The sequence below is a fragment of the Hydrogenophaga sp. genome (assembly GCF_011772445.1).
GTDB lineage: Bacteria > Pseudomonadota > Gammaproteobacteria > Burkholderiales > Burkholderiaceae_C > Hydrogenophaga.
This window is the reverse complement of the sequence record NZ_WVZN01000008.1, coordinates 62,283-88,559: the sequence shown is the minus strand read 5'-3', so window position 1 is coordinate 88,559 and position 26,277 is coordinate 62,283. Positions and strand designations below refer to the sequence as shown.

The window sequence follows — 26,277 nt, the reverse complement described above, 5'->3', positions numbered from 1 at the left end:
TCAGCGGATGAAGTACCCGATGACGCGCCAGGCGCCATCGGGTTCTTTCACGAGCGTGACCGTCTCGACCGCCGCGGCCTTGTTGGCGAAGGCGCTGTCATACGCCAGCACCGCGTACTGGCCATCGGGCAGGCCGGGCAGCGTCTGCTGCGCGTCGGCCGACTTGTCCTTGCGCTGGCGCAGGGCGCCGAGCGGGCCCCGCACCGCGCTGACCGAGCGGGTCCAGCGCTCGGCGTCCATCGCGCCCTTGAACAGGGCACCGGCCTGTTGCCAGCTGGCGGCGTAGTCGCCCACGTCCACCAGCGCCAGCCAGCGCTCGGCCGACAGGCGCGCTTCGGTCGTGGCGTCGGCCGCGTGGGATGCCGTCGCGCAGGCGAGGCTGGCCGCGCCGATCAGGAGTGTTCGTCGCAACATGGGTCGACCTAGAAGAGCAGGGCGATCAGGATGATCACCGGGATGGGAACGCCGAGAAAGAACAGCAGCAGTGAACGCATGGTGGGCTCCTGATCGGGTGGGAAGGTGCGGGGTCAGTCCGTGTCGCGTTGGCGCCCGCCAAACGTGGCGGCCAGACTGGCGAAGAACGCCCCCATCAGCAGCGAGACGAACAGCCAGAGCGCGCGGTGCGCCTGTTCGCTGTTGTCGGCGGCCACCGCGGCGGCGCTGGACGCCTCGCGCATGTCGGCGCCGAGGATGGTGCCGATCACCGTGGTCAGCAGGGCGGCCGTGGCCAGCGAGGCCACCGCCCACGCCAGAAAGCCGTGCGCGGTGTCGCGGAAGTAGACCTCGTCCCGCGGCGTGTCGGCCCAGCGCGTGCGCAGGCGGCCCGCCAGGTAGCCGCCCATGCCCGAGGCGATCACTTGCGTGAAGCAGATCCAGACCACCGCGGCGGTGCCGAACGGCCCTTCGTCCGGGCGGCCGACCACCCAGGGGGAGGCAGACGCCAGCCCCAGCCCGGTGCCGAGCACCAACAGAATGAGCGACAACGCGGCCGCGCCAGCGGCCCCGGCAAAGATGGCCGGCCAGGACACGGCGGGCGCGAAGGCCCCGTGAGCGGTGCTTGAGGGAAGGGCTTGCGCCATGGTGTGCCTCCTGTGTGGTTGTGCCGGGCCCATCTTGGGAATGAATGGTGCGCAAGGCTGTCGGCACACGGAGTGCCCGGCTGTAGGAGGCGTCCGGTACGGGTGCGTCGCGGCTGGCGTCGCGCAGTGGCGGGCACGCCGATTGCCGGAGCGTCCCTTGGCGTCCACCGCCAAGAGGAGGAGTCATGGTTCCGATCCGGCCTTTCCAGCGGGAGAACTGGTTGCGCTATGCCGTCTACTACGCGTCCCGCCTGCTGCCTCATCCCCGCCTGCGCAGCGGTGTCGTGGCCCTCATGAGGCGCTGGATCACGCTGCGGCACGGCCCGCCGAGCGCGCCGCACCTGGCCGAGACACCGCTTGTTCTGAAGTCCTTGCGTGAGCGGGGCGTGGCCCACCTGGGCAAGGCCTTCAGCCCGGCGCAGATCGATGACATCCTCGACTTCCTGGCCACCGCGCCCGTGGCCCGACCCGCGATGGCGGAGCCGGTGTCGGCAAGCACGCGCGGCCTGTCGTCCGCCGCCTACGGGCTGGCGACCATCCTGGCCTGTCCGCACCTGCTGGAGGTCATGAACCACCCCGGCCTGCTGGAGATCGCCGCCGGTTTCCTCGGCTGCAAGCCGACCATCTCGGGCGTGGGCCTGCGCTGGTCCTTCGCCTCGGACAGCCCGGCCAGCGAGGTGCAGAAGTTCCACCGGGACGCCGAAGACTGGAAGATTCTTCGCCTCTTCGTGTATCTGACCGACGTATTTGCCGACTGCGGCCCGCACCAGTTCGTGATGGGATCGCACCAGACCACCGGCCGCCTGCGCCTGCGGCCGTATTCGCCGGACGACATCGAGCGGCGCTTCGGCAGTGACCAGGTGTTGACCATCGGCGGCCCCAGGGGGACAGCCTTCGTGGGCGACATGTGGGGGATTCACCGCGGCGTGCCGCCCTCAGGGCGCGCGCGCCTGTTGTTCAGTTGCACCTACACGATGACCGCTACGCCGATCTACCGGTACGAGCCCGTCGAGCCCACGCCGGGCCGGGCGCACGACCGGTACATCAACCGCCTGCTGGTCCGTTGACGGCGGCCCCGGCCGAGGCCTCGTGCGACGGCCTACATCGGTGTCGGCCTCGTCCTACACGCCGTGCACGCCGATCGATGCGACAGTGGTGCCACGGCGCACGCCGAGCGGTCGCCGTTGAACAACTTTCACGAAGGAGGCTCCCCGCATGTCTTCAGAGTTTTCTCCCTGGTTCACCACCGACAGCAACGGCCCACCCGCGCGCGAAGGCGTGTACGAAACCACCGCCCTGGGCATTCCGGGCGAGAGCCACAGCGTGCTGCAACACGGCTTCCGCCACTGGGGCCGACACGCCGAAACGCGCGGCTGGGGCGACCTGGGTGCGACCCCGGACGCGGCCCTGGCCGCGAAGGACCATCGCCCGGTGTTCCCGTTCAACGTGCGGCACTGGCGGGGTCGCAGCGAGCCCGCCCAGTGAGGGCGCGCGCCGCAAATGGAAACGGGCCCGAAGGCCCGTTTGACTGATCGCTGGCGGAGAGGGCGGGATTCGAACCCGCGGTGGGGATTAACCCACACACGCTTTCCAGGCGTGCGACTTAAACCGCTCATCCACCTCTCCGCGAAGCGCGGGATTGTAGCCTACTCAGGGGCGCGCTCAGCCCGTGTGGCTGCCGTCTTCCGCCTTGCGCCACGCGTGGCGCTGCAGCACGTCCAGGCCCACGTGCTGCAGGGTGTTCTGGTGCGTGGCCTCCAGCACCACGGGCGGGGCCACGCCGGCTTCCAGGGCCTCCAGCCAGCGGTTCACGCAGAGGCACCAGCGATCACCGGCCTTCAGCCCCGCGAAGCGCAATTCCGGCCGGGGAGTGACGAGGTCGTTGCCGCGCTGCTCGGAGAAGTCGAGGAACTCGCGGGTGACGCGCGCACAGACCACGTGCGTGCCCTCGTCGTCGGCACCGGTGTGGCAGCAACCATCGCGGTAGAAGCCGGTCAGCGGGTCGAACGAGCAGGCTTGCAGCTCGCCACCCAGCACGTTGTGCGCGAGGTCGTCCATGTCAGGCTCCCGTCGTTTTCCCCGCCTGCACCATCTTCATGGCCGAGCCGATGAGGGCGGACACCTCGGTCATGTTGCTGGGCACGATGAGGGTGGTGGTGGCGTCGGCCGCCACGTTGCCGTAGGCCTCCACGGCTTTCTCGGCCACTTTCAGTTGCACCGCTTCCTGGCCGCCAGGCTGGCGGATGGCATCGGCGACCTGGCGGATGGCATTGGCCGTGGCCTCGGCGACCGCGATGATGGCCGCCGCCTCGCCCTGGGCCTTGTTGATCTCGGCCTGCTTCTCGCCCTCGGAGCGCGCAATGAAGGCCTCGCGTTCGCCGGTGGCGATGTTGATCTGCTCCTGGCGTCGGCCTTCGGAGGCGGCGATGAGCGCACGCTTCTCGCGCTCGGCCGTGATCTGGGCCTGCATGGCGCGCAGGATCTCGGCCGGCGGTGTCAGGTCCTTGATCTCGTAGCGCAGCACCTTCACGCCCCAGTTCAGCGCGGCCTCGTCGATGGCGGAGACCACCTGGGCGTTGATCATGTCGCGCTCTTCGAAGGTCTTGTCGAGCTCGAGCTTGCCGATGACCGAGCGCAGCGAGGTCTGCGCGAGCTGCGTGACGGCGACGATGTAGTTGGAGGAGCCGTAGCTGGCGCGCATCGGGTCGGTCACCTGGAAGTACAGGATGCCGTCCACCTGCAGCTGGGTGTTGTCGCGCGTGATGCAGACCTGGCTGGGCACGTCCAGCGGGATCTCCTTCAGGCTGTGCTTGTAGGCCACCTTGTCGATGAAGGGCACGAGGATGTTGAGGCCCGGCGCCAGCGAGGTGTGGTACTTGCCCAGTCGCTCCACGACCCAGGCACTTTGCTGGGGCACGATCTTGATGGCGCGCGTGACGAAGATGACCGCGACGACGATGAGCAGGATGGCGATTTCCATGGTCTTGAATTGTTCTGTTGGAGGGAGCTTGAGGGGCCAGGTTCAGGCTTTCTCGACGAGCAGCCGGTTGCCGACGAGTTCGGTGACGCGGTAGGCGCCCGGCGCGGGCGCATTGCCCGGGCGCTGGATCACCGTCCAGGCCGCGCCGCGGTATTTGACCGTGGCGGTGCCATCGTTGTTCCACTGGTCGATCTGGATGACCTCGCCGACGTCGAGGTTGACGCTGCGCAGGCTCCGTACGGAAGGGTCGCCCGGGCGGCGGCGCGAGTGCAGGTACCAGCCCGCCACGGCAGCCGCGCCGAGCACCGCCGCGGTGATGATCTGCCCGGTGAGCGGCAGCCCCAGGTGCGCTGCGATGGCGCCGGCGGCGGCGCCCAGCGCGAGCATGAGCAAATAGAACGTGCCGGTGAGCAGCTCGGCGCCCACGAGCGCGCCCGCCAGCAGCCACCACCAGGTCGAATCGGCCATGTGCCATGTCTCCGTGTGTCGATCCCCGGTCGGGACCGACTCGCATTCTGCGTCAAACCGGGTCCGACAAGACAGGACGGACATGTGTTTTCCGTACACTTGCGCGCTTCGCCAGGAGAGCCGCATGAAGTTCCGTTTCCCCATCGTCATCATCGACGAGGATTTCCGCTCCGAGAACACCTCGGGTCTGGGCATTCGCGCGCTGGCGCAGGCCATCGAGAGCGAGGGCATGGAGGTCGTGGGCGTCACGAGCTACGGCGACCTGTCGCAGTTCGCGCAGCAGCAAAGCCGCGCCAGCGCCTTCATCCTGTCGATCGACGACGAGGAGTTCAGCCACGGGCCCGACCTGGACCCCGCCGTGCTGAACCTGCGCACCTTCATCGAGGAAGTGCGCCGCAAGAACGCCGACGTGCCCATCTACATCTACGGCGAGACCAAGACCAGCCGGCACCTGCCCAACGATGTGCTGCGCGAACTGCACGGCTTCATCCACATGTTCGAGGACACGCCGGAGTTCGTGGCGCGCCACATCATCCGCGAGGCCAAGAGCTACCTCGAAGGCATTCAGCCGCCGTTCTTCAAGGCCCTGCTCGACTACGCGGAAGACGGCTCCTACTCCTGGCACTGCCCGGGGCATTCGGGCGGCGTGGCATTCCTCAAGAGCCCCGTCGGCCAGATGTTCCACCAGTTCTTCGGCGAGAACATGCTGCGCTCCGACGTGTGCAATGCGGTGGAGGAACTGGGCCAGCTGCTCGACCACAACGGCGCCATCGGCGCCAGCGAGCGCAACGCGGCGCGCATCTTCAACGCCGACCATTGCTTCTTCGTCACCAACGGCACCAGCACCAGCAACAAGATGGTGTGGCACCACACGGTGGCGCCGGGCGACGTGGTGGTGGTGGACCGCAACTGCCACAAGTCCATCCTGCACAGCATCATCATGACGGGCGCCGTGCCCGTCTTCCTCAAGCCCACGCGCAACCACTACGGCATCATCGGCCCGATCCCGCAGAGCGAGTTCGAGATCGAGTCCATCCAGGCCAAGATCCGCGCCAACCCGCTGCTCAAGGGGGTGGATGCCAAGGCCGTGAAGCCGCGCGTGCTCACGCTCACGCAGTCCACCTACGACGGGGTGCTCTACAACACGGAGGCCATCAAGCAGATGCTGGATGGCTACGTGGCCAACCTGCACTTCGACGAGGCCTGGCTGCCGCACGCGGCCTTCCACCCCTTCTATGGCAACTACCACGCCATGGGCAAGAAGCGCGCGCGGCCCATGGAGTCGGTGGTGTACGCCACGCAGTCCATCCACAAGCTGCTGGCCGGCATCAGCCAGGCCAGCCACGTGCTCGTGCAGGACTCGCAGAACGTCAAGCTCGACCGGCACCTGTTCAACGAGTCGTACCTGATGCACACCAGCACCAGCCCGCAGTACGCCATCATCGCCAGCTGCGATGTGGCCGCGGCCATGATGGAGCCGCCGGGCGGGCGCGCGCTGGTGGAGGAGAGCCTGCTGGAGGCGCTGGACTTCCGCCGCGCCATGCGCAAGGTGGAGGACGACTTCGGCACCGACGACTGGTGGTTCAAGGTCTGGGGCCCCGATCACCTGGCCGAGGAGGGCGTGGGCGAGGCCAAGGACTGGGTGCTCAACCGCCGCCGCGACGCCAATGCCGAGCAGCACACCGAGCGCGACTGGCACGGCTTCGGCGACATGGCGCCGGGCTTCAACATGCTGGACCCGATCAAGGCCACCATCGTCACGCCCGGTCTCAACATGGACGGCAGCTTCGGCGAGACGGGCATTCCCGCGTCCATCGTCACCAAGTTCCTGGCCGAGCACGGCGTGGTGGTCGAGAAGACCGGCCTCTACAGCTTCTTCATCATGTTCACCATCGGCATCACCAAGGGCCGCTGGAACACGCTGCTGACGGCACTGCAGCAGTTCAAGGACGACTACGAGAAGAACCAGCCGATGTGGCGGATCATGCCGGAGTTCTGCGCCAAGCAGCCGCGCTACGAGCAGATGGGCCTGCGCGATCTGTGCCAGCACGTGCACGCGCTCTACGCCAAGTACGACATCGCGCGCCTGACCACCGAGATGTACCTGAGCGACCTCACGCCCGCGATGAAGCCGACCGACGCCTTCGCGCACATCGCCCAGCGCACCACCGAGCGCGTGCCGATCGACGAGCTCGAAGGCCGTATCACCACCAGCCTCGTGACGCCGTACCCGCCGGGCATTCCGCTGCTGATCCCCGGCGAGGTGTTCAACCGCAAGATCGTGGACTACCTCAAGTTCAACCGCGAGTTTGCGCGGGAGTGCCCGGGCTTCGAGACCGATATCCACGGCCTGGTGGAAACGGCGGGCATCGACGGGCAGAAGGCGTATTTCGCGGACTGCGTGAAGGCCTGACAGGCCGGTGCGCCCCGCAAAAAAGGCCCCGCGTCGCGGGGCCTTTTGTATGGGCGGGTGCGGCGATCAGGCCTCGGCGTTCGCCGAATCGCCCACCACGTGGCTGAAGCCCCCGTCCACGTAGATGATCTCGCCCGTGATGCCCGAGGACAGGTCGGACAGGAGGAAGGCCGAGGCATTGCCCACGTCTTCGATGGTGACGTTGCGGCGCAGCGGCGACACCGTGGCCACCAGGTTCATGAGCTTGCCGAAGCCCTTGATGCCGCTGGCGGCCAGCGTCTTGATGGGGCCGGCGCTCACGCCGTTGACGCGCATGCCCTTGGGGCCCAGGGACTCGGCCAGGTAGCGCACCGAGGCCTCCAGGCTGGCCTTGGCCAGGCCCATGGTGTTGTAGTTGGGCACGCAGCGCTCGGCGCCCAGGTAGCTCAGGGTGAGCAGGGCGGCGCGCTCGTTCAGGTGGGGCAGGGCGGCCTTGGCCATGGCGGGGAAGCTGTACGCGCTGATGTCGTGCGCGATCTTGAAGGCTTCGCGCGACAACCCGTCGAGAAAGTCGCCCGCGATGGCCTCGCGCGGGGCGAAGCCGATGGCGTGCACGAAACCATCGAACTTGGGCCAGGTCCGGGAAAGGTCGCTGAACAGTTTCTCGATCTGGGCGTCGTCGCCCACGTCGCAGTCGAAGACCAGCGTGGAGCCGAAATCGGCGGCGAACTCGGTGATGCGGTCCTTGAAGCGCTCACCCACGTAGCTGAAGGCCAGTTCGGCGCCTTGTTCGTGGCAGGCCTTGGCGATGCCGTAGGCGATGGAACGGTTGGACAGCACCCCGGTGATGAGGAACTTCTTGCCAGCGAGAAAACCCATTGATCGGACTCCGGAAAAATATCACGCAGAATTGTCGCATGCACGTCATGAGCCGTCCGCACCCCCGCACGCTGCGCCGCTGGGCCGTGGCGGGCGCCTTGGCCCTGGCGGTACCGGCGCTGTGGGCCGCGCACGGCTACGCCATCTGGGGGGAGCTGAAGTACCCCGACGGCTTCACCCACTTCGATTACGTGAACCCGCAGGCTCCCAAGGGCGGCGAGCTTCGACTGGTGAGCAACCTGCGGGTCAGCACCTTCGACAAATACAACCCCTTCACGCTGCGCGGCAGCGCGCCGGCCTACCTCAGCGGCCTGATGTTCGACACCCTGCTGACGGGCGCGCTGGACGAGACCGGCGCCGGCTACGGCCTGCTGGCCGAGGACGTGCAGGCCGCGCCCGACGGCCTGTCGGTGGTGTTCCGCCTGCGCGACACGGCCAAATTCCACAACGGCGACCCGGTGCTGGCCGCCGATGTGAAGTTCAGCTTCGACACCCTGCTGGGGCCGCACACCTCGCCCGCCTACAAGACCATCCTGGCCGACGTGGCGGGCCTGGACGTGCTGGGCGAGCGCACCGTGCGCTTTCGCTTCAAGCTGCCCAACCGCGAGCTGCCGCTCACCGTGGGCGGCATTCCCATCTTCAGCCGCCAGTGGGGCAATGAGGTGGACCCCGCCACCGGCCAGCGCAAGACCTTCGACAAGGTGGTGATGGATCCCCCCATCGGCAGCGGTCCCTACAAGATCGGCCCGGTGAAGTTCGGCCGCGACATCACCTACGTGCGCGACCCGGGCTACTGGGCGCGCGACCTGCCGGTGCGCCGCGGCACGGCCAACTTCGACCGCATCACGGTCAAGATCTACAAGGACAGCACCGCGCGGCTGGAGGCGCTCAAGGCGGGCGAGTTCGACCTCATGCGCTTCTTCTCGGCCGGCGACTGGGCGCGCCGCGTCAATGGCCGCAAGTTCGACAGCGGCGAGCTGGTCAAGGGCGAGTTCACCCACAAGCTGCCCACGGGCTTCCAGAGCTACGTGCTCAACACGCGGCGCAAGCCGCTGGACGACATCCGTGTGCGCGAGGCCCTGGGCCTGGCGGTGGACTACGAGTGGATGAACCGCCAGATGTTCTACGGCGCCTACCAGCGCGTGCGCGGCCTGTTCGGCAACACCGAGTGCGCGGCCGACGGCCTGCCCTCGGCCGAGGAACTGGCCCTGCTGGAGCCCGGGCGTGCGCAGTTGCCGCCGGCCGTGTTCGGGCCCATGGTCTCGCCCCCGCGCACCGATGGCGAGAACTCGCTGCGCGGCAACCTGCGAAAGGCCCAGGCGCTGCTGCGCGAGGCGGGCTGGACGGTGCAGGACGGCGTGCTCAGGAACGCCGAAGGCAGGGCCCTGGAACTGGAGTACCTGGACAGCAACGAGACCGGCGCGCGCGTCGTCTCGCCCTGGATACGCAACCTGCAGAAGCTGGGCATCACGCTGCGCTTCCGACCGGCGGACTTCGCGCTCTACCAGCAGCGCCTGCGCACCTTCGACTTCGACATCATTTCGATCAACTTCCAGGGCACGCCCAATCCGGGCGCCGAGTACGCCGACCTGTTCGGCAGCCAGGCCGCCAAGACGTCCGATTCGGGCAACTTCTCCGGCATCGCCAACCCCGCGGTGGACCGCCTGCTGACGCGCATGGTGGGCGCCAGGACCAAGCCCGATTTCATCGCCGCCTGCCGCGCGCTGGACCGCGCCATCTCGCACAGCCACGTCCTCATTCCGCAGTGGTCGGCGTCCACGCACCGCATGGCCTACAACGCGTGGCGGCTGCAACACCCGCCGCAAATGCCACCGTATGCGCCTGGCGAAGCCTGGGCCATCGACAGCTGGTGGGCAGCCCCGCCCCGACAGGACTGACGCGCCATGTGGGCCTACATCCTCAAGCGCCTGCTGCTCATGCTGCCCACGCTGTTCGGCGTGCTGCTGATCACCTTCGTGGTGGTCCAGTTCGTGCCGGGTGGTCCGGTGGAGCAGTACCTGGCCGAGGCGCGCGCCGCTGGCGGCACGGGCGCCGAAGGCGGCTCGGTGTACCGCGGCGGGCAGGGCGTGGACCCGCAGCGCCTGGAGCAGATCAAGGCGCTCTATGGCTTCGACAAACCCGCGCACGAACGCTTCGTCGAGATGATCGGCCGCTTCGCGCGCTTCGACCTGGGCACCAGCTTCTTCCAGAACAAGCCGGTGGGCGATCTCATCCTCGAGAAGCTGCCGGTGTCCATCAGCCTGGGGCTGTGGACCTTCCTCATCAGCTACGGCGTGGCCGTGCCGCTGGGCGTGGCCAAGGCGGTGCGCGCGGGTACGCGCTTCGACCTGATCAGCACGCTGATCGTGCTGGCGGGCTACGCCATCCCCGGCTTCGTGCTCGGCGTGGCGCTGCTGGTGATCTTTGGCGGCCAGTTGCAGTGGTTCCCGCTGCGCGGCCTCACCTCGGCCAACTGGGACGAGCTGAGCTGGGGCGCGCGCATCGTCGACTACCTCTGGCACATCACGCTGCCGGTCACGGCCATGGTGCTGGGCAGCTTCGCCGTCACGGCCATGCTGACCAAGAACGCCTTCCTCGAAGAGATCCGCAAGCAGTACGTGATGACCGCGCGCGCCAAGGGCCTGGAGGAGCGCCAGGTGCTGTGGAAGCACGTGTTCCGCAACGCGCTGATCCCCATCGTCACGGGATTCCCGGCGGCCTTCATCGGCGCCTTCTTCACGGGCGCGCTGCTCATCGAAACCCTGTTCTCGCTCGACGGCCTGGGCCTGCTGAGCTACGAGAGCGTGATCCGCCGCGACTACCCGGTGGTGCTGGGCACGCTGTTCCTGTTCACCCTGATCGGGCTGGTCACCAAGCTGATCTCCGACCTCTGCTACGTGTGGGTCGACCCCCGCGTGAAGTTCGACTGATGGCCGCCGCATCCCTCAGCCCCGGGCGGCGCGCCTGGCTTCGCTTCAAACGCAACCGCCTGGGGTACTGGAGCCTGGTGCTGTTTTGCGCGATGGTGGTGGCCAGCCTGTTTGCCGAGGTGCTGTCCAACGACCGGCCACTGATCGTTCGCTACGAGGGCCAGACCTACTTCCCCATCGTCCACGAGTACCCCGAAACGGTGTTCGGCGGCGACTTCCAGACCGCTACCGACTACCTGGACCCCTTCATCCGCGAGCAGATCACCAAGGGCGACAACTGGGCCGTCTACGCGCCCAACCCCTACGGCTCGCAGACCATCAACTACTTCGCCGAAAAGCCCAACCCATCAGGCCCCAGCGCCGCCAACTGGTTCGGCACCGACGACCGCGGGCGCGACCTGCTGGCCCAGCTCATCTACGGCTTTCGGGTGAGCGTGCTGTTCGCGCTGGCGCTCACCGCCATCGGCGTGGTGCTGGGCATCGTCACCGGCGCCATCCAGGGCTTCTTCGGTGGCAAGACAGACCTGGCCTTCCAGCGCTTCATCGAGATCTGGGGCGCCATGCCCGAGCTCTACCTGCTCATCATCTTCTCGGCCGTGTTCGCGCCCAGCGTGGGGCTGCTGCTCATCCTGCTCAGCCTGTTCGGCTGGATGGGCCTGTCCGACTACGTGCGGGCCGAGTTCCTGCGCAACCGCCAGCTCGACTACGTGCGGGCCGCGCGCGCCATGGGCCTGTCCAGCGCCCAGATCATCTGGCGCCACATCCTGCCCAACAGCCTGACGCCGGTGGTGACCTTCCTGCCGTTTCGCATGAGCGCGGCCATCCTCGCGCTCACCTCGCTCGACTTCCTGGGCCTGGGCGTGCCGCCCGGCACCCCCTCGCTGGGCGAGCTGCTGAGCCAGGGCAAGAACAGCATCGACGCCTGGTGGATCTCGCTGTCCACCTTCGGCGTTCTGGTGCTCACGCTGCTGCTGCTCACCTTCATGGGCGACGCGCTGCGCGACGCGCTCGATCCGAGAAAGGCCGACCGATGAGCGACCAGGCCCTGCTCGAGGTCCGGGACCTGCGCGTCGTCTTCGGCGGGCAGGCGGTGGTGCACGGCATCGATTTCTCCATCGCCCCGGGCGAGAAGCTCGCGCTGGTGGGCGAATCGGGCTCGGGCAAGACGGTGTCGGCGCTGTCGCTGTTGCGCCTGGTGGTCAACGCCGAGGTCTCGGGCCGGGCCCTGCTGGGCGGGCGCGACCTGCTGGCGCTGAGCGAACGCGAACTGCGCGGCGTGCGCGGCGACGAGGTCGCGGTCATCTTCCAGGAGCCCATGACGGCGCTCAACCCCTTGTACAGCGTGGGCAACCAGATCGGCGAGGTGCTGCAGCTCAAGCGCGGCCTGACGCCGCGCCAGGCGCGCGCCGGGGCGGTGGAGCTGCTGGCGTCCACCGGCATCCCCGAGCCCGAGCGCCGCGTCGACGCCTTCCCGCACCAGTTGAGCGGCGGCCAGCGCCAGCGCGCCATGATTGCCATGGCCCTGGCCAGCCGGCCGAAACTGCTGATCGCCGACGAGCCCACCACCGCCCTGGACGTGAGCCTGCGCGGCCAGATCCTCGATCTGCTGTCCGACCTGCAGCGCCAGCACGGCATGGCGCTGCTGCTCATCACGCACGACCTGCCCCTGGTGCGGCGCGTCGCCGACCGCGTGGCCGTGATGGAGAAGGGCCACCTGGTGGAGCAGGGTGGCGTGGCGGAGGTGTTCGAGCGCCCGCAACACGCCTACACCCGCAAGCTGCTGGCCAGCGAGCCCGAGCGCGCCGTGGCCGAGCCCGCGACCGGCGGCGCGCCCGTGATGCGCGCCGAAGGCCTGCGCGTGAGCTACCCCGTTCCGCTGCCAGGCTTCAAGGGCTGGTTCCGCAAGGGGGCGTTCACGGCGGTGCAGGGCGCCGACCTGGCCGTGCCGGCCGGCGGCACCCTGGGGGTGATCGGCGAGTCCGGCTCGGGCAAGAGCACCCTGGCCCTGGCCGCGCTCGGCCTGCTGCCCTTCGAGGGGCGGCTGGACGTGGCCGGCAGCGGCTGGGCCGAGGCGAAGCGCGACAAGCGCCTGCGCGAATTGCGCCAACGCGTGCAGGTGGTGTTCCAGGACCCGTTCTCCTCACTTTCTCCGCGCCTGACCGTCGAGCAGATCGTGGGCGAGGGCCTGTCGGTGCACCGGCCAGACCTGCCCCCAGCCCAGCGCCGCGAGCGCGTGGTCGCGCTGCTGGCCGAGGTGGGCCTGGTGGACGACCCGCAGCGCGGTGCGGACTGGCTGCAGCGCTACCCACACGAATTCTCGGGCGGTCAGCGTCAGCGCCTGGCCATCGCACGCGCGCTCATCGTCGAGCCGCAACTGCTGGTGCTCGACGAGCCCACCAGCGCGCTCGACGTCACCGTGCAGAAGCAGGTGCTGGCGCTGCTGCAGCGCCTGCAGCGCGACCGGGGCCTGAGCTACCTGCTGATCACCCACGACGTGGGCGTAATCCGGGCCATGGCGCACGAGGTCATCGTCATGAAGGATGGCGCCATCGTCGAGCGCGGCCCCGCGCTGGCCGTGCTGGCCGCGCCCGAGCACCCCTACACGCGGCTGCTGGTGCAGGCGGCGGCCTGACGGCGCCCCGGGGCCGGCGGCGGCTTCGCCCTTGGGCACGAAAAGCTGGCTCGCGGCTTGCTAGGCCCCGTCGGGCGCGCTACAATGCGCGCTTCACGACCAATCGGGCGGGTAATTACCGGCCCTTTTTTTTTGGCCGGGCGGGAAACCGATGCCGGCCGGACGCACTTCATACATGGGCTGGCAAGACACCGTCGCGCAAATCGTTGCCGCACAAGGATTCGATCTGGTGGACCTGGAGCGGTCCGCCGGCGGCCTTCTGCGCGTGACGGTGGACTGGCCCTGGCAACCGCCGGCCGAAGGCCAGCCGCGGCCGCCCGAGCGCTTCGTCACGGTTGAGGATTGCGAGCGCATCACCCGCCAGTTGCAGTACGCGCTGGAAGTGGAAGGCATGGATTACCGGCGCCTGGAAGTCGGTTCGCCGGGCATCGACCGGCCGCTGCGGCAGGAAAACGATTTCCTGCGCTTCGAAGGGCAGGTGGTGGACATCACGCTCAAGGCCCCGCTGGGCGCCAACGGCGCGGTGGCGGCCAACCGCAAGAAATTCCGCGGCACGCTGGAGCGCGTGGCCGACGGGGGCTGGCAGATCGTCTGGAGCGACGCGCCCCCGGTGAAGCCCGGCCAACGCGTGAGCAAGAAGCGCGAGCCCGCGCCGCTGCAGGCGCTGGGCTTCACGCTCGACGAGATTTCACAGGCGCGGCTGGCGCCGATCGTGAATTTCAAAGGCCGGGGCGCCGCCAGCGAGGCGGGCGCCGAGGACGCCGACAGGACATAACAAACAGACCGTACTGGATTGGAAAGGTGGGCTGAACGATGAACCGCGAAATGTTGATGCTGATCGATGCCATCTCGCGCGAGAAGAACGTCGAGCGCGACGTGGTGCTGGGCGCGGTCGAGCAGGCGCTGGCCTCGGCCACCAAGAAGCTCTACAAGGGCGAGGTCGACATCCGCGTCGCCATGGACCCGGACACGGGCGCCTATGAAACCTTCCGCCGCTGGCTGGTGGTGCCCGACGAGGCCGGCCTGCAGAACCCTGACGCCGAGGAAATGCTCTCCGATGCGCGCGACGAGATCGCCGACATCGAAGAGGGCGACTACATCGAGAAGCCGGTGGAAAGCGTGCCCATCGGCCGCATCGGTGCCATGGCCGCCAAGCAGGTCATCCTGCAGAAGATCCGCGACGCCGAACGCGAGATGCTGCTCAACGACTTCATGTCGCGTGGCGACAAGATCTTCGTGGGCACCGTCAAGCGCATGGACAAGGGCGATCTGATCATCGAGAGCGGCCGTGTCGAAGGCCGCCTCAAGCGCAGCGAGATGATCCCCAAGGAGAACTTCCGCACCGGCGACCGCGTGCGCGCCATGATCATGGAAGTCGACCTGACGCTGCGCGGCGCGCCCATCCTGCTCTCGCGCTCGGCGCCCGAGTTCATGATCGAGCTGTTCCGCCAGGAAGTGCCCGAGATCGAGCAGGGCCTGCTGGAGATCAAGAAGTGCGCCCGCGACGCCGGCTCGCGCGCCAAGATCGCCGTGCACAGCTTCGACAAGCGCATCGACCCCATCGGCACCTGCGTGGGCGTGCGCGGCTCGCGCGTCAACGGCGTCACCAACGAGCTCGCGGGCGAACGCGTGGACATCGTGCTGTGGTCGGAAGACCCGGCGCAGTTCGTCATTGGCGCGCTGGCGCCGGCCAACGTGGTCTCCATCGTGGTCGACGAAGAGCGCCACGCCATGGACGTGGTGGTCGACGAGGAAAACCTCGCCATCGCCATCGGCCGCGGCGGTCAGAACGTGCGGCTGGCGAGCGAGCTCACCGGTTGGCGCATCAACATCATGACGGCCGACGAATCGGCCCAGAAGCAGGCCGAAGAGGCCGACTCGATCCGCTCGGTCTTCATGGCCAAGCTCGACGTCGACCAGGAGATCGCCGACATCCTGATCGAAGAAGGCTTTACCAGCCTCGAGGAAGTGGCCTATGTGCCGCTGCAGGAAATGCTGGAGATCGAGTCCTTCGACGAAGAGACCGTGAACGAGTTGCGCACCCGTGCCAAGGATGCGCTGCTGACCATGGAGATCGCCCGCGAAGAGAGCGTCGAGGAGGTGTCGCAGGACCTGCGCGACCTGAGCGGCCTCACGCCCGAGCTGATCGCCAAGCTGGCCGAGGCCGGCATCCACACCCGCGACGACCTGGCCGATCTCGCGACGGACGAACTCACCGAGATCACGGGCCAGTCGGAAGCGCAAGCCACCGAGCTGATCATGCAGGCGCGCGCGCACTGGTTCACCGGTGACGAAGCGCAGTCCCAGTCCTGATCACCCGGAGGCCCACGGAGCACAGAACACATGACCAGTAACACCGTCGCCGAATTCGCCGCCGAACTGAACAAACCCGCCGCCGTGCTGCTCGAGCAGCTGGCCGCCGCGGGCGTGCGCAAGGCCGCGCCGTCCGATCCCATCACCGAGCTGGACAAGCAGCAGTTGCTTGGCCACCTCAAGGCCGCGCACGGCAACACCGGCGGCGAGCGCAAGAAGATCACGCTGGTCAAGAAGTCCACGTCCGAGATCAAGCAGGCCGACGCCATGGGCCGTGCGCGCACCATCCAGGTCGAGGTGCGCAAGAAGCGCACCTTCATCAAGCGCGACGACGAACCCGTGGCCGCGCCCGCTGTGGCGGAAGAACCGGCCATGCCGGCCGCACCGGTGGTGGATGACGCCGAGCTCTCGCGCCGCGAGGAAGAGGCGCGCCGCCAGGCCGAGCTGATCCGCCGTCAGGAAGAAGAGCTGGCCGCCAAGCGCGCCGCGCGCGAGGCCGAGGAAGCCAAGGCCGCGGCCGCAGCGGCGGCCGCCGAAGCCGCCCGCCAGGAGCGCGAAGCCGCTGCGGCGGCGGCTTCGGCCGCCAGCGCCGCGCAGGAGCCCGCCGCCCCGGCGCCCGCCAAACCCCCGACCACGGCCGTGAAGGTCAAGGGTCCGGACAAGGAAGCCGCGGCGAAGGCCGCCGCCGACAAGGCCGCCGAGGAGCGCAAGGCCGAGGAGCAGCGCGCCGCCGAACTCCAGGAGCGCCGCCGCAAGGCCGAGGCCGAGGCCGCGAACATCCGCGCCATGATGGCCGCACCGGCCAAGACCCTCGTGGCCAAGAAGCCCGAGCCGCCGGCCGACGCCAAGGCGGGTCTCAAGGGCACGCTGCACAAGCCGGCGGGCACGCCCGCCAAGGCCCCCGCGGCAGCGCCGGGCAGCACCACCGCTGGCGCCGGCAAGAAAGAGGTCAAGTCCGAGAACCTGTCCTCCACCTGGAAGGACGACGCCGCCAAGAAGAAAGAGATCAAGACCCGCGGCGACACCAGCTCGGGCCGTGGCAACTGGCGCAGCGGCCCGCGCGGCGGCGGTGGCCGCCGCGGTGACCGTGACTCGCGCGACAGCCAGGGTTCGTTCCAGGCACCGGCCGAGTTCAAGCAGATCGAGGTGCACGTGCCCGAGACCATCACGGTCTCCGAGCTCGCGCACAAGATGTCGGTGAAGTCGTCCGAGCTGATCAAGCAGCTGATGAAACTGGGTCAGATGGTCACCATCAACCAGTCGCTGGACCAGGACACCGCGATGATCCTCGTCGAGGAACTGGGCCACAAGGCCGTGGTGGCCGCGCTGGACGACCCCGAGGCCTTCACCGCCGAAGAGGTGTCGCAACAGCAGGCCGAGGCCATGCCGCGCGCGCCCGTGGTCACCGTCATGGGCCACGTCGACCACGGCAAGACCTCGCTGCTCGACTACATCCGCCGCACCAAGGTGGCGGCCGGCGAGGCCGGCGGCATCACGCAGCACATCGGCGCCTACCACGTCGACACGCCGCGCGGCATGGTCACCTTCCTCGACACCCCGGGCCACGAGGCCTTCACGGCCATGCGCGCCCGCGGCGCACAAGCCACCGACATCGTCATCCTCGTCTGCGCGGCGGACGACGGGGTGATGCCGCAGACCAAGGAAGCCGTGAAGCACGCCAAGGCGGCGGGCGTTCCCATCGTGGTGGCCATGACCAAGGCCGACAAGCCCGAGGCCAACATCGAGCGCGTGAAGTCCGAGCTCGTGGCCGAGGAAGTCGTGCCCGAGGAGTTCGGTGGCGAATCGCCCTTCGTGGCGGTGTCGGCCAAGACCGGCATGGGCATCGACGACCTGCTCGAGCAGGTGCTGCTGCAGGCCGAGGTGCTGGAACTCAAGGCGCCCGTGGAAGCCATGGCCAAGGGCCTGGTGATCGAGGCGCGCCTGGACAAGGGCCGTGGCGCCGTGGCCACCGTGCTGGTGCAGAGCGGCACGCTCAAGGTGGGCGACGTGGTGCTGGCGGGCCAGACCTCGGGCCGCGTGCGCGCCATGCTCGACGAGAACGGCAAGGCCACCAAGGAAGCCGGTCCTTCCATCCCCGTGGAGATCCAGGGCCTGGCCGAAGTGCCGCAGGCCGGCGACGAGTTCATGGTCATGTCCGACGAGCGCCGTGCGCGCGAGATCGCGACCTACCGCGCGGGCAAGTACCGCAGCACCAAGCTGGCCAAGCAGCAGGCCGCCAAGCTGGAGAACATGTTCTCCGACATGGCCGCCGGCGAGGTCAAGACCCTGCCCATCATCCTCAAGGCGGACGTGCAGGGCTCGCAGGAAGCGCTCGCCGCCTCGCTGCTCAAGCTCTCCACCGACGAGGTGAAGGTGCAGCTCGTGTACGCGGGCGTGGGTGGCATCAGCGAAAGCGACGTCAACCTGGCCATCGCGGCCGGCGCCGTGGTCATCGGCTTCAACGTGCGGGCGGACGCCGGTGCGCGCAAGCTGGCCGAGGGCAACGAGGTCGACCTGCGCTACTACAACATCATCTACGACGCGGTGGACGACCTCAAGGCGGCCATGTCCGGCATGCTGGCGCCCGAGAAGCGCGAAGAGGTCATCGGCATGGCCGAGATCCGCACCGTGTTCGTGGCCTCCAAGATCGGCACGGTGGCCGGCTGCATGGTCACGCAGGGCTTCGTCACGCGCAACGCGCACTACCGCCTGCTGCGCGACAACGTGGTGGTGCACACCGGTGAGCTCGAGTCGCTCAAGCGCCTCAAGGACGACGTGCGCGAGGTCAAGGAAGGCTTCGAGTGCGGTATCAAGCTGCGCAACTACAACGACATCAAAGAGGGCGACCAGCTCGAATTCTTTGAGGTCAAGGAAGTCGCGCGCACGCTGTAAGCACCCAGGCAAGCGAGATCACCATGCCCCGCAAGGCGTCGTCCGTTCCCAACCGCGGTTTCCGCGTGGCCGACCAGATCCAGCGCGATCTGGCCGAGCTGATCGCGCGCGAGTTGAAGGACCCGCGTGTGGGCATGGTCACGATCAACGCGGTCGAGGTCACGCCCGACTACGCGCACGCCAAGGTGTTCTTCAGCCTGCTCACCGGTAACCCCGACGAAGCCACCGAAGGCCTCAACGCCGCGGCGGGCTTCCTGCGCAACGCGCTGTTCAAGCGCCTGCACATCCACACCGTGCCCACGCTGCACTTCGTGTTCGACCGCACCACCGAGCGCGCGGCCGACATGAACGCCTTGATTTCCAAGGCGGTGGCTTCGCGTTCCAAGAACGAGGACTGAGCATGGAGCGCCAACGCACGAGGGTGCAACGGCGCCCCGTGCACGGGGTGCTGCTGCTCGACAAGCCGCTGGGTCTCTCCAGCAATCAGGCCTTGCAGAAGGCCAAATGGCTGCTGCGCGCCGACAAGGCCGGCCACACCGGCACGCTGGACCCGCTGGCCACGGGCGTGCTGCCCCTGTGCTTCGGGGCCGCCACCAAGTTCAGCCAGTTGCACCTGGGCGCCGACAAGACCTACGAGACCACGGTGCGCCTGGGCGTGCGCACCAGCACGGCCGATGCCGAAGGCGAGGTCATCGACACCCGCCCGGTGAGCTGCACGGCCGGCCAGGTGGTGGAGGTGCTCGACCGCTTCATGGGCGAGATCGAGCAGGTGCCGCCCATGCACAGCGCGCTCAAGAAGGACGGCAAGGCCCTGTACGAGTACGCCCGCGACGGCGAAACCGTCGAGCGCGAACCGCGCCGCGTGAGGGTCCACGACATTGAGCTGCTCGACATGCGGTTGCAGGGCGAGGCACCGCAACTGCGCCTGCGCGTGGTCTGCAGCAAGGGCACCTACATCCGCACGCTCGGCGAAGACATCGGCGAAGCCCTGGGCTGCGGTGGCCACCTGATCGCACTGCGCCGCACGGCCACCGGCCCCTTCGACGTGAGCGATGCCGTCACCCTCGACGCGCTCGAGTCCATGTCCGAGGACGAGCGCCTGCAGGTCCTGCGGCCCGTGGAGGACTTGCTCGCAGGTCATGAGCGCGTCACGCTCGATGCGGAGCATGCCGGCCGGTTCCTGAGTGGTGTGCGCCGCCGCGGCGACTGGCCCAACCGCGAGCGCGTGGCCGTCTTCGGCCCGTCGCCCGCTGATCCGACACAGTCTGTTCTGCTGGGCACGGCCCACACGCAGGGCGGTGAACTCATTGCGGGGCGCCTGTTGAGCCCCACCGATATCCAGCAAATCCTCGAAGCCTGCGAGGCACAACCATGACCAGACCCATCCGCAACATCGCCATCATTGCCCACGTCGACCACGGCAAGACCACCCTGGTCGACCAGCTCCTGCGCCAGTCCGGCACCTTCGCCGAGCACGAGAAGGTCGTCGACACCGTGATGGACAACAACGCCATCGAACGCGAGCGCGGCATCACCATCCTGGCCAAGAACTGCGCCGTGAGCTGGAAGGGCACCCACATCAACATCGTCGATACCCCCGGCCACGCGGACTTCGGCGGCGAGGTCGAGCGCGTCCTGTCCATGGTGGACGGCGTGGTGCTGCTGGTCGACGCCCAGGAAGGCCCGATGCCGCAGACGCGCTTCGTCACCAAGAAGGCGCTCGCACTGGGCTTGAAGCCCATCGTGGTGGTGAACAAGGTGGACAAGCCCGGTGCCAACCCCGACAAGGTCATCAACGCCGCCTTCGACCTGTTCGACAAGCTCGGCGCCACCGACGAGCAACTCGACTTCCCCGTGGTCTACGCCTCGGGCATCAATGGCTGGTCCTCGCTCGAGGAAGGCCCGGCGGGCGAGCAGTGGGGCCCCGACATGTCGGCCCTGTTCGACACGGTGCTCAAGCATGTGCCCGTGCAGAAGGGCGACCCGAACGCGCCGCTGCAACTGCAGATCTCCGCGCTGGACTTCTCCACCTTCGTGGGCCGCATCGGCGTGGGCCGCATCAGCAACGGCACCCTGCGTCCCAATATGGACGTGCTGGTCATGGAAGGCCCGGACGGCAAGTCCTTCAAGGGCCGCGTCAACCAGGTGCTCACTTTCCAGGGCCTGGACCGCGTGCAGGCCACCGAGGCCGGTCCCGGCGACATCGTGCTGATCAACGGCATCGCCGACATCGGCATCGGCGTGACCGTGACCGATGTGCAGAACCCGCAGGCCCTGCCCATGCTCAAGGTGGACGAACCCACCCTGACCATGAACTTCTGCGTGAACACCAGCCCGCTGGCCGGGCGCGAGGGCAAGTTCGTCACCAGCCGCCAGATCTGGGACCGCCTGCAGAAAGAGCTGCAGAGCAACGTGGCCCTGCGCGTGAAGGAGACCGACGAAGACGGCGTCTTCGAGGTGTCCGGCCGTGGCGAACTGCACCTGACCATCCTGCTGGAGAACATGCGCCGCGAAGGCTACGAACTCGCGGTGTCCAAACCGCGCGTGGTCTTCAAGGAAGAGAACGGTGTGCGCCTGGAGCCGATCGAGATGGTCACCGCCGACATCGAGGAAGGCCATCAGGGCGCCGTGATGCAGGCCTTGGGCGAGCGCAAGGGCGAACTGGTCAACATGGACCCGGACGGCCGTGGCCGCGTGCGCCTGGAGTACCGCATCCCGGCGCGCGGGCTCATCGGCTTCACCAACGAGTTCCTCAACCTCACGCGCGGCTCGGGCCTGATCGCCAACATCTTCGACGGCTACGAGCCGCACAAGGGTGAGGTGGCCGGACGCAAGAACGGCGTGCTCATCAGCATGGACGACGGCGAGATCTTCAACTACGCCCTGGGCAAGCTCGACGACCGCGGCCGCATGTTCGTCAAGGCCAACGACCCGGTGTACGAGGGCATGATCGTCGGCATCCACAGCCGCGACAACGACCTGGTGGTGAACGCCACGCGCACCAAGCAGCTCACCAACTTCCGGGTCAGCGGCAAGGAAGACGCGATCAAGATCACGCCACCGATCCAGCTCACGCTGGAATACGGTGTCGAGTTCATCGAGGACGACGAGCTGGTCGAGATCACGCCCAAGAGCATCCGCCTGCGCAAGCGCTTCCTCAAAGAGCACGAGCGCAAGCGCGCCAGCCGAGACGCCTGATGCCTTTCCGCCTGCTGAGTCGCCTGACGCACACGCAGGCGGTTTTCCTGATGGTCGCGGTGACCCTGATGTGGTCCATCGCGGGCGTGGTCACGCGCCAGCTGGAATCGGCGGCGCGTTTCGAGGTGACCTTCTGGCGCAGCGCCTTCACCGCGCTGTCGCTGCTGCTCATCCTGCCCTTGTGGCGATCGGCCGACCGCGCGGCGGGTCGCCTCGCGGACGAATCGGGGCAGGGCCCGCTGCGGCGCCACTGGGGCGTGCTGGCCGGCTCGGCGGCTTTCTGGCTCAGCGGCGTGTGCTGGAGCGTGATGTTCACCGCCTTCATGCTGGCGCTGACCTTCACCACCGTGGCCAACGTGCTGATCATCATGGCGGTGGGGCCGCTGTTCACCGCGTTGCTGGCCCGCTTCACCATCGGACAGACGCTGGCGCCCCGCACCTGGGCCGCCATCGTGGCGGCGGGCCTGGGCATCGTCTACATGTATGGAAGCCAGTTCCTGCAGGCCTTCGCCACGCCCGACATCGACACCAGCGCGCTGGTGATCGGCTCGCTGGTGGCGCTTTGCGTGCCCATTGCCGGCGCCGTGAACTGGACGGTGGTGCAGCGCAGCCAGACCCAGGGCCAGAAGATCGACCTGGTGCCCTCGGTGCTGCTGGGCGGGCTGATCTCTTCCTTGCTGACGCTGCCCCTGGCCGTGCCTTTCCAGGCCACCGCCAGCGACATCGCCTGGCTCGCGCTGCTGGGCCTGGTGCAACTGGCCATTCCCTGCGCGCTGGCCGTCACCTGCGCGCGCTCGCTGAAAGCGCCCGAGGTGTCGCTGCTGGCGCTGCTGGAGGTGATCTTCGGCATCCTGCTGGCCTGGCTGGGCGCCGGCGAAAGGCCGGGCACCGAAGTGCTGATCGGTGGCACGCTGGTCATCGGTGCCCTGTTCGCCAACGAACTGCTGGGCTGGCGTTCGCGCAACGGCACCCCGCGCTTGCAGACCCTGGACGCCCGCGAATCGCGCGGGCGCTGAAGAAGATTCTCGAAGAACCGTCGCTGGAGGTAGTCGCATGTCATTGAACGAATCGCTCGTGATCGCCGAGGTGCAGGGCCGTGTGGGCCTGATCACGCTCAATCGGCCCAAGGCGCTCAACGCGCTGTCGCTCGGCATGATCCGTGACATCACGGCCGCCCTGCAGGCCTGGCGCGAGGACCCCGCCGTGTTCGCCGTGGCCATTCGCGGCATGGGCAAGGAAGGCCCCTTCGGTGCCTTCTGCGCGGGCGGCGACATCCGCTTCTTCCACCAGGCGGCGCTGGCGGGCGACCCCGCGCTCGAGGACTTCTTCACCGAGGAATACGCGCTCAACCACCTGATCCACACCTACCCCAAGCCCTACATCGCGTTCATGGACGGCATCTGCATGGGCGGTGGCATGGGCATCAGCCAGGGCGCCAGCCTGCGCGTGGTGACCGAGCGCAGCAAGCTCGCCATGCCCGAGACCAACATCGGTCTCTTCCCCGATGTGGGCGGCGGCTATTTCCTGAGCCGCTGCGCCGGGCACGTGGGCGAGTACCTGGGCCTCACCGGCCGCCTGCTGCAGGGGCGCGAGGCCCTGTCGGTCGGCCTGGCCGACGGCCACATCGAGGCCCAGCGCCTGCCCAAGCTGTGGGACAGCCTGGCCGCCACGCCCTTCGAGAACGGTGAGGCGGTGCAGCGCTGGGTCGAGAGTCACCTGCAGACCGCAGCGCCCGCAGCGCCCTGGCCCACGGCCGAGGTCAACGCGGTGTTCGGCCTGGACGACGTGAAGTCCATGGTCGCGGCGCTGGAAGCCAGTGGCAGCGACTGGGCGAAGGAGACGCTGCACACCCTGCGCCAGCGCTCACCGCTGATGCTGCACGTGGTGCTGGAGCAGATCCGCCGCGCGCGCGGCATGGGCCTGGCCGACGACCTGCGCATGGAACGCGACCTGGTGCACCACTGCTTCCACCTGCGCCCCGGCGCCGCGAGCGAAACCGTGGAAGGCGTGCGCGCCCTGGCCATCGACAAGGACCACGCACCGAAGTGGAACCCGGCGCGCATCGAGGACGTGACAGCCCAATCGGTGGCGGCGTTCTTCGAGTCGCCCTGGACGGCGCAGACGCACCCGCTGCGATCGCTGGGCTGACGGGCCAGACGTTCACGCGATCACGGCCCCATCTCGCCCAGGGACGTTGGCCGCGGACTGGAGCCGCCGGTGAAACGCTGAATGAACTCCAGGAAGCGCGGATCGGCCGCGTGCGCCACGTTGAAGCGCAGGTGGTGCTCGAACGCGCCGGTGGGGGAGAAGATGGAGCCGCGGGTGAGCAGGATACCTTCCTCATGCGCCTGCTGGTGCATCCGCTCCACGTCTACCGACGCCGGCACCTCGCCCCACAGGAACAGGCCTTGTGACGCGGTGGGATCAAAGCGCACACCGGCCCGGGACAGCGCCAGCCGCGACGCGTGATGCGATTTCGCCAACTTGCGTCGCAGACGATTGACGTGCATGCCGTAGCCACCCGAGCGCAGTGTGTGCGACACCACGCTTTCCTGCAGGGATGAACCCGTAAGCACCCCCAGGACCTTCTGTTCGATCAGGCCCTCCACATGACCGGGTGGGCCGACCACGAAGCCCACTCGCACAGCCGGGCTGAGCACCTTGGTGAAGCTGCCGACGTAGAACACGCGCCGGAAGGCGTCCAGAGCCGCCAGCCGAAGCGCCGTATCGGGCGCCAGATCGCCGAAGGCGTCGTCCTCCACCAGGAGGAAGTCGTGACGTTCTGCCAGTGATAGCAGGCCATAGCAATTGGCCGGGCTCGACGTCGTGCCCGTGGGGTTGTGCAGGGCACCTTGCGTGAACACCAGGCGCGGGCGGACCTCCCTTGCGATGCGTTCCAGTGCCTCCAGGTCGGGGCCGTCGTGCCGCCGCGGCACGGCGAACAGGCGCGCGCCCGCGTCGCGCAGCTGCGTCTGCTGCACCATGTAACTCGGGTCCTCGATGACCACGCTGTCGCCGGGCTTGAGCAAGTGCCGGCAGATGAGCTGGATGGCGTGCGTCACGCCGAAAGTGGTGACGATCTGCTCGGTGGGGGCATGGATGCCGGCCATCGACAGCTTGGTGCTCAGTTGCCGGCGCAGCTCCAACAGGCCGTGTGTGGGTGCCGGGGTGGTCATGAGCGGCTCGCGCAGCAGCCGGCCCACCACGGACGCGGGGATGGCCTTGTCCATCCAGCTTCGGGGAAGAAAGCCCGAGCCCACGGGCATGGCATGGCTGCCCGGGTCCACCGCGTTGCGAACGAAATTCACCGAGTTGACGGGCCGCAGCGGGCTGGAGTGCCTGGTCGGTGGGTCTTCGCCATCGCGCGAGCGCGCCGCCCGCGCGACGAAATAACCTGAGCCGGGCTGCGAGGTGATCACGCCCTGGGCCAGCAGGCGCTGGTAGGCCTCGCTCACCGTCCAGGCGCTGACCTGGATGGTGCTGGCGAGTTGCCGCACTGAAGGTAGCCGGTCACGCTCGAGCAGTCGCGAGCCGATCAGCTTGAGCAAACCCTCGCATACCTGGTCCGAAAGCGATTCGGTACGGCGTCTGTCGATCGTTATCACGTGATTTTCCCCGCCACTGTTCTGTAGATTTGCCGTGACAGTTTGGCAGCTAGTTGTTGAACTGTGCAGGGGTCATTTGTGATCCAGGTCTTATTGTTCGCGCCCAGTTGATCGCGTCGCTCATGCTGCGACGAGAAGGAGGCGCGATGGTGTTGAACGAGCAGCCCCGTACGGTGTGGGTCACCGGTGCCACGTCCGGCATCGGGCGGGCTTGTGTGCTCAAGCTGCTGGGCCTGGGCCATCGGGTGGTGGCGTTGGGGCGTCGCTGGGACAGGTTGCACCAGTTGAAGGAAAGTCTGCCCCACGCCCCCTTGTACGTGGCGGCCTGCGACGTGCAGGCGCACGAACAGGTGCGCCGCGTCTACCACGCCTTGCCGGTCGACTTCTGCGCCGTGGACACCCTGGTCAACAACGCGGGGCTGATGCTCGGTGCCGGCACCTTCGACACCCTGTCGGCCGATGCCATGCACACCATGGTGATGACCAACTGCCTGGGAGTGCTCAACAACACGTCGATCCTGCTGCCTTCCATCAAGGCCAGTACCCGGGGGCACATCGTGAACGTTACCTCGATCGCGGCGCGCTATCCCTATGTGACAGGGCATGTCTACGCCGCCACGAAGGCCTTCGTCGAACACTTCGGCGCCAACCTGCGCACGGAGCTGGCGGCCGAGCGAGTGCGCGTGACCAACGTGGCGCCCGGCCGGGCCGACACCGAGTTCCAGTCGGTCCGCATGGCCGGCAGCACCGGGACCGAGCCCGCGCCGGCGGCCATGGCCCAGGCGGTAACGCCACTGGCCGCAGAAGACGTGGCCGACACGATCTGCTGGGCACTGAGCCAGCCCTTGCACGCGAACATCAACGCGGTCGAGCTCGTGCCGTCGCGCCAGGCTTTGTCGTTTCGGTGAC

23 protein-coding genes and 1 tRNA gene are annotated in these 26,277 nt (G+C 68.0%); 16 read left to right on the top strand and 8 right to left on the bottom strand.

What is annotated here, in order from left to right; genetic code table 11:
• Window positions 1-414 (bottom strand): DUF4019 domain-containing protein, encoded by a 414-nt coding sequence (locus tag GTO19_RS03505; RefSeq protein WP_291018655.1) that lies wholly within the window; start codon window positions 412-414, stop codon window positions 1-3.
• 113 nt (window positions 415-527) lie between these two features.
• Window positions 528-1,079 (bottom strand): hypothetical protein, encoded by a 552-nt coding sequence (locus tag GTO19_RS03500; protein ID WP_291018654.1) that lies wholly within the window; start codon window positions 1,077-1,079, stop codon window positions 528-530.
• A gap of 185 nt (window positions 1,080-1,264) precedes the next feature.
• Here GTO19_RS03500 and GTO19_RS03495 point away from each other — a divergent pair, with 185 nt between their 5' ends.
• Both GTO19_RS03495 and GTO19_RS03490 read left to right on the top strand, forming a co-directional pair.
• Complete coding sequence (locus GTO19_RS03495) at window positions 1,265-2,146, top strand: hypothetical protein (RefSeq protein WP_291018652.1); 882 nt, start codon at window positions 1,265-1,267, stop codon at window positions 2,144-2,146.
• A 148-nt stretch (window positions 2,147-2,294) separates the two neighbouring features.
• Window positions 2,295-2,564 carry a hypothetical protein gene (locus GTO19_RS03490; RefSeq protein WP_291018650.1) on the top strand — a complete coding sequence of 90 codons (270 nt, stop codon included), beginning with the start codon at window positions 2,295-2,297 and terminating at the stop codon, window positions 2,562-2,564.
• Between the two features lie 51 nt (window positions 2,565-2,615).
• On the opposite strand, the gene GTO19_RS03485 is transcribed toward GTO19_RS03490, so the two are convergent.
• The 4 genes from GTO19_RS03485 to GTO19_RS03470 form a co-directional block, all read right to left on the bottom strand.
• A tRNA-Ser gene (locus GTO19_RS03485) sits at window positions 2,616-2,705 on the bottom strand.
• Window positions 2,706-2,741: 36 nt separating this feature from the next.
• Entirely contained in the window at window positions 2,742-3,137 is a 396-nt protein-coding gene (locus tag GTO19_RS03480) for a DUF2237 domain-containing protein (RefSeq protein ID WP_291018648.1), read from the bottom strand.
• A gap of 1 nt (window position 3,138) precedes the next feature.
• On the bottom strand, window positions 3,139-4,059 hold the full coding sequence (locus GTO19_RS03475; RefSeq protein ID WP_291018646.1) for an SPFH domain-containing protein: 921 nt from the start codon (window positions 4,057-4,059) through the stop codon (window positions 3,139-3,141).
• Between the two features lie 42 nt (window positions 4,060-4,101).
• Complete coding sequence (locus tag GTO19_RS03470) at window positions 4,102-4,527, bottom strand: NfeD family protein (RefSeq protein WP_291018645.1); 426 nt, start codon at window positions 4,525-4,527, stop codon at window positions 4,102-4,104.
• 124 nt (window positions 4,528-4,651) lie between these two features.
• On the opposite strand from GTO19_RS03470, the gene GTO19_RS03465 reads away from it, so the two are divergent.
• Entirely contained in the window at window positions 4,652-6,940 is a 2,289-nt protein-coding gene (locus GTO19_RS03465; RefSeq protein ID WP_291018643.1) for an arginine/lysine/ornithine decarboxylase, read from the top strand.
• 66 nt (window positions 6,941-7,006) lie between these two features.
• Here the strand turns inward: GTO19_RS03465 and fabI are convergent, their stop codons facing one another.
• Window positions 7,007-7,798 carry an enoyl-ACP reductase FabI gene (fabI, locus tag GTO19_RS03460; protein WP_291018642.1) on the bottom strand — a complete coding sequence of 264 codons (792 nt, stop codon included), beginning with the start codon at window positions 7,796-7,798 and terminating at the stop codon, window positions 7,007-7,009.
• A gap of 47 nt (window positions 7,799-7,845) precedes the next feature.
• On the opposite strand from fabI, the gene GTO19_RS03455 reads away from it, so the two are divergent.
• The 12 genes from GTO19_RS03455 to GTO19_RS03400 all read left to right on the top strand — a co-directional run bounded on the left by GTO19_RS03455 (window position 7,846) and on the right by GTO19_RS03400 (window position 23,911).
• Window positions 7,846-9,696 carry an extracellular solute-binding protein gene (locus GTO19_RS03455; protein ID WP_291018684.1) on the top strand — a complete coding sequence of 617 codons (1,851 nt, stop codon included), beginning with the start codon at window positions 7,846-7,848 and terminating at the stop codon, window positions 9,694-9,696.
• 6 nt (window positions 9,697-9,702) lie between these two features.
• Complete coding sequence (locus GTO19_RS03450) at window positions 9,703-10,728, top strand: microcin C ABC transporter permease YejB (RefSeq protein WP_291018641.1); 1,026 nt, start codon at window positions 9,703-9,705, stop codon at window positions 10,726-10,728.
• Window positions 10,728-11,762 (top strand): ABC transporter permease, encoded by a 1,035-nt coding sequence (locus tag GTO19_RS03445; protein WP_291018638.1) that lies wholly within the window; start codon window positions 10,728-10,730, stop codon window positions 11,760-11,762. The genes GTO19_RS03450 and GTO19_RS03445 overlap by 1 nt, the downstream gene beginning before the upstream one ends.
• On the top strand, window positions 11,759-13,360 hold the full coding sequence (locus GTO19_RS03440; protein ID WP_291018636.1) for an ABC transporter ATP-binding protein: 1,602 nt from the start codon (window positions 11,759-11,761) through the stop codon (window positions 13,358-13,360). The genes GTO19_RS03445 and GTO19_RS03440 overlap by 4 nt, the downstream gene beginning before the upstream one ends.
• Window positions 13,361-13,535: 175 nt before the next feature.
• Window positions 13,536-14,135, top strand: coding sequence for a ribosome maturation factor RimP (gene rimP, locus GTO19_RS03435; protein WP_291018635.1), 600 nt, complete (start codon window positions 13,536-13,538; stop codon window positions 14,133-14,135).
• Between the two features lie 38 nt (window positions 14,136-14,173).
• Window positions 14,174-15,673, top strand: coding sequence for a transcription termination factor NusA (nusA, locus tag GTO19_RS03430; RefSeq protein WP_291018632.1), 1,500 nt, complete (start codon window positions 14,174-14,176; stop codon window positions 15,671-15,673).
• 30 nt (window positions 15,674-15,703) lie between these two features.
• Window positions 15,704-18,565, top strand: coding sequence for a translation initiation factor IF-2 (infB, locus tag GTO19_RS03425; RefSeq protein WP_291018630.1), 2,862 nt, complete (start codon window positions 15,704-15,706; stop codon window positions 18,563-18,565).
• A gap of 23 nt (window positions 18,566-18,588) precedes the next feature.
• Entirely contained in the window at window positions 18,589-18,963 is a 375-nt protein-coding gene (gene rbfA / locus GTO19_RS03420) for a 30S ribosome-binding factor RbfA (RefSeq protein ID WP_009520281.1), read from the top strand.
• A 2-nt stretch (window positions 18,964-18,965) separates the two neighbouring features.
• Entirely contained in the window at window positions 18,966-19,940 is a 975-nt protein-coding gene (gene truB / locus GTO19_RS03415; protein WP_291018627.1) for a tRNA pseudouridine(55) synthase TruB, read from the top strand.
• Window positions 19,937-21,763, top strand: coding sequence for a translational GTPase TypA (gene typA / locus GTO19_RS03410; protein WP_291018624.1), 1,827 nt, complete (start codon window positions 19,937-19,939; stop codon window positions 21,761-21,763). Before truB ends, typA begins: the two co-directional genes overlap by 4 nt.
• Window positions 21,763-22,779: a DMT family transporter gene (locus GTO19_RS03405; protein ID WP_291018622.1), complete on the top strand. Its 1,017-nt coding sequence runs from the start codon at window positions 21,763-21,765 to the stop codon at window positions 22,777-22,779. The genes typA and GTO19_RS03405 overlap by 1 nt, the downstream gene beginning before the upstream one ends.
• A 37-nt stretch (window positions 22,780-22,816) precedes the next feature.
• Complete coding sequence (locus GTO19_RS03400; RefSeq protein ID WP_291018620.1) at window positions 22,817-23,911, top strand: enoyl-CoA hydratase/isomerase family protein; 1,095 nt, start codon at window positions 22,817-22,819, stop codon at window positions 23,909-23,911.
• 20 nt (window positions 23,912-23,931) lie between these two features.
• On the opposite strand, the gene GTO19_RS03395 is transcribed toward GTO19_RS03400, so the two are convergent.
• Window positions 23,932-25,368: a PLP-dependent aminotransferase family protein gene (locus tag GTO19_RS03395; RefSeq protein WP_291018617.1), complete on the bottom strand. Its 1,437-nt coding sequence runs from the start codon at window positions 25,366-25,368 to the stop codon at window positions 23,932-23,934.
• 146 nt (window positions 25,369-25,514) lie between these two features.
• Between GTO19_RS03395 and GTO19_RS03390 the strand changes: the two genes are divergently transcribed.
• Window positions 25,515-26,276 (top strand): SDR family NAD(P)-dependent oxidoreductase, encoded by a 762-nt coding sequence (locus tag GTO19_RS03390; RefSeq protein ID WP_291018616.1) that lies wholly within the window; start codon window positions 25,515-25,517, stop codon window positions 26,274-26,276.
• The last annotated feature ends 1 nt before the right edge of the window (window position 26,277 follow it).

What these genes read in the sequence shown, in the direction of transcription:
- typA (WP_291018624.1), top strand. Translation starts at nt 19,937, where the DNA reads ATGACCAGACCCATCCGCAACATCGCCATCATTGCCCACGTCGACCAC.
- GTO19_RS03450 (WP_291018641.1), top strand. Translation starts at nt 9,703, where the DNA reads ATGTGGGCCTACATCCTCAAGCGCCTGCTGCTCATGCTGCCCACGCTG.
- GTO19_RS03390 (WP_291018616.1), top strand. Translation starts at nt 25,515, where the DNA reads ATGGTGTTGAACGAGCAGCCCCGTACGGTGTGGGTCACCGGTGCCACG.
- GTO19_RS03480 (WP_291018648.1), bottom strand. Translation starts at nt 3,137, where the DNA reads ATGGACGACCTCGCGCACAACGTGCTGGGTGGCGAGCTGCAAGCCTGC.
- rbfA (WP_009520281.1), top strand. Translation starts at nt 18,589, where the DNA reads ATGCCCCGCAAGGCGTCGTCCGTTCCCAACCGCGGTTTCCGCGTGGCC.
- truB (WP_291018627.1), top strand. Translation starts at nt 18,966, where the DNA reads ATGGAGCGCCAACGCACGAGGGTGCAACGGCGCCCCGTGCACGGGGTG.
- GTO19_RS03445 (WP_291018638.1), top strand. Translation starts at nt 10,728, where the DNA reads ATGGCCGCCGCATCCCTCAGCCCCGGGCGGCGCGCCTGGCTTCGCTTC.
- fabI (WP_291018642.1), bottom strand. Translation starts at nt 7,798, where the DNA reads ATGGGTTTTCTCGCTGGCAAGAAGTTCCTCATCACCGGGGTGCTGTCC.
- infB (WP_291018630.1), top strand. Translation starts at nt 15,704, where the DNA reads ATGACCAGTAACACCGTCGCCGAATTCGCCGCCGAACTGAACAAACCC.
- GTO19_RS03505 (WP_291018655.1), bottom strand. Translation starts at nt 414, where the DNA reads ATGTTGCGACGAACACTCCTGATCGGCGCGGCCAGCCTCGCCTGCGCG.
- GTO19_RS03455 (WP_291018684.1), top strand. Translation starts at nt 7,846, where the DNA reads ATGAGCCGTCCGCACCCCCGCACGCTGCGCCGCTGGGCCGTGGCGGGC.
- GTO19_RS03495 (WP_291018652.1), top strand. Translation starts at nt 1,265, where the DNA reads ATGGTTCCGATCCGGCCTTTCCAGCGGGAGAACTGGTTGCGCTATGCC.
- nusA (WP_291018632.1), top strand. Translation starts at nt 14,174, where the DNA reads ATGAACCGCGAAATGTTGATGCTGATCGATGCCATCTCGCGCGAGAAG.
- GTO19_RS03470 (WP_291018645.1), bottom strand. Translation starts at nt 4,527, where the DNA reads ATGGCCGATTCGACCTGGTGGTGGCTGCTGGCGGGCGCGCTCGTGGGC.
- GTO19_RS03400 (WP_291018620.1), top strand. Translation starts at nt 22,817, where the DNA reads ATGTCATTGAACGAATCGCTCGTGATCGCCGAGGTGCAGGGCCGTGTG.
- rimP (WP_291018635.1), top strand. Translation starts at nt 13,536, where the DNA reads ATGGGCTGGCAAGACACCGTCGCGCAAATCGTTGCCGCACAAGGATTC.
- GTO19_RS03465 (WP_291018643.1), top strand. Translation starts at nt 4,652, where the DNA reads ATGAAGTTCCGTTTCCCCATCGTCATCATCGACGAGGATTTCCGCTCC.
- GTO19_RS03475 (WP_291018646.1), bottom strand. Translation starts at nt 4,059, where the DNA reads ATGGAAATCGCCATCCTGCTCATCGTCGTCGCGGTCATCTTCGTCACG.
- GTO19_RS03405 (WP_291018622.1), top strand. Translation starts at nt 21,763, where the DNA reads ATGCCTTTCCGCCTGCTGAGTCGCCTGACGCACACGCAGGCGGTTTTC.
- GTO19_RS03490 (WP_291018650.1), top strand. Translation starts at nt 2,295, where the DNA reads ATGTCTTCAGAGTTTTCTCCCTGGTTCACCACCGACAGCAACGGCCCA.
- GTO19_RS03500 (WP_291018654.1), bottom strand. Translation starts at nt 1,079, where the DNA reads ATGGCGCAAGCCCTTCCCTCAAGCACCGCTCACGGGGCCTTCGCGCCC.
- GTO19_RS03440 (WP_291018636.1), top strand. Translation starts at nt 11,759, where the DNA reads ATGAGCGACCAGGCCCTGCTCGAGGTCCGGGACCTGCGCGTCGTCTTC.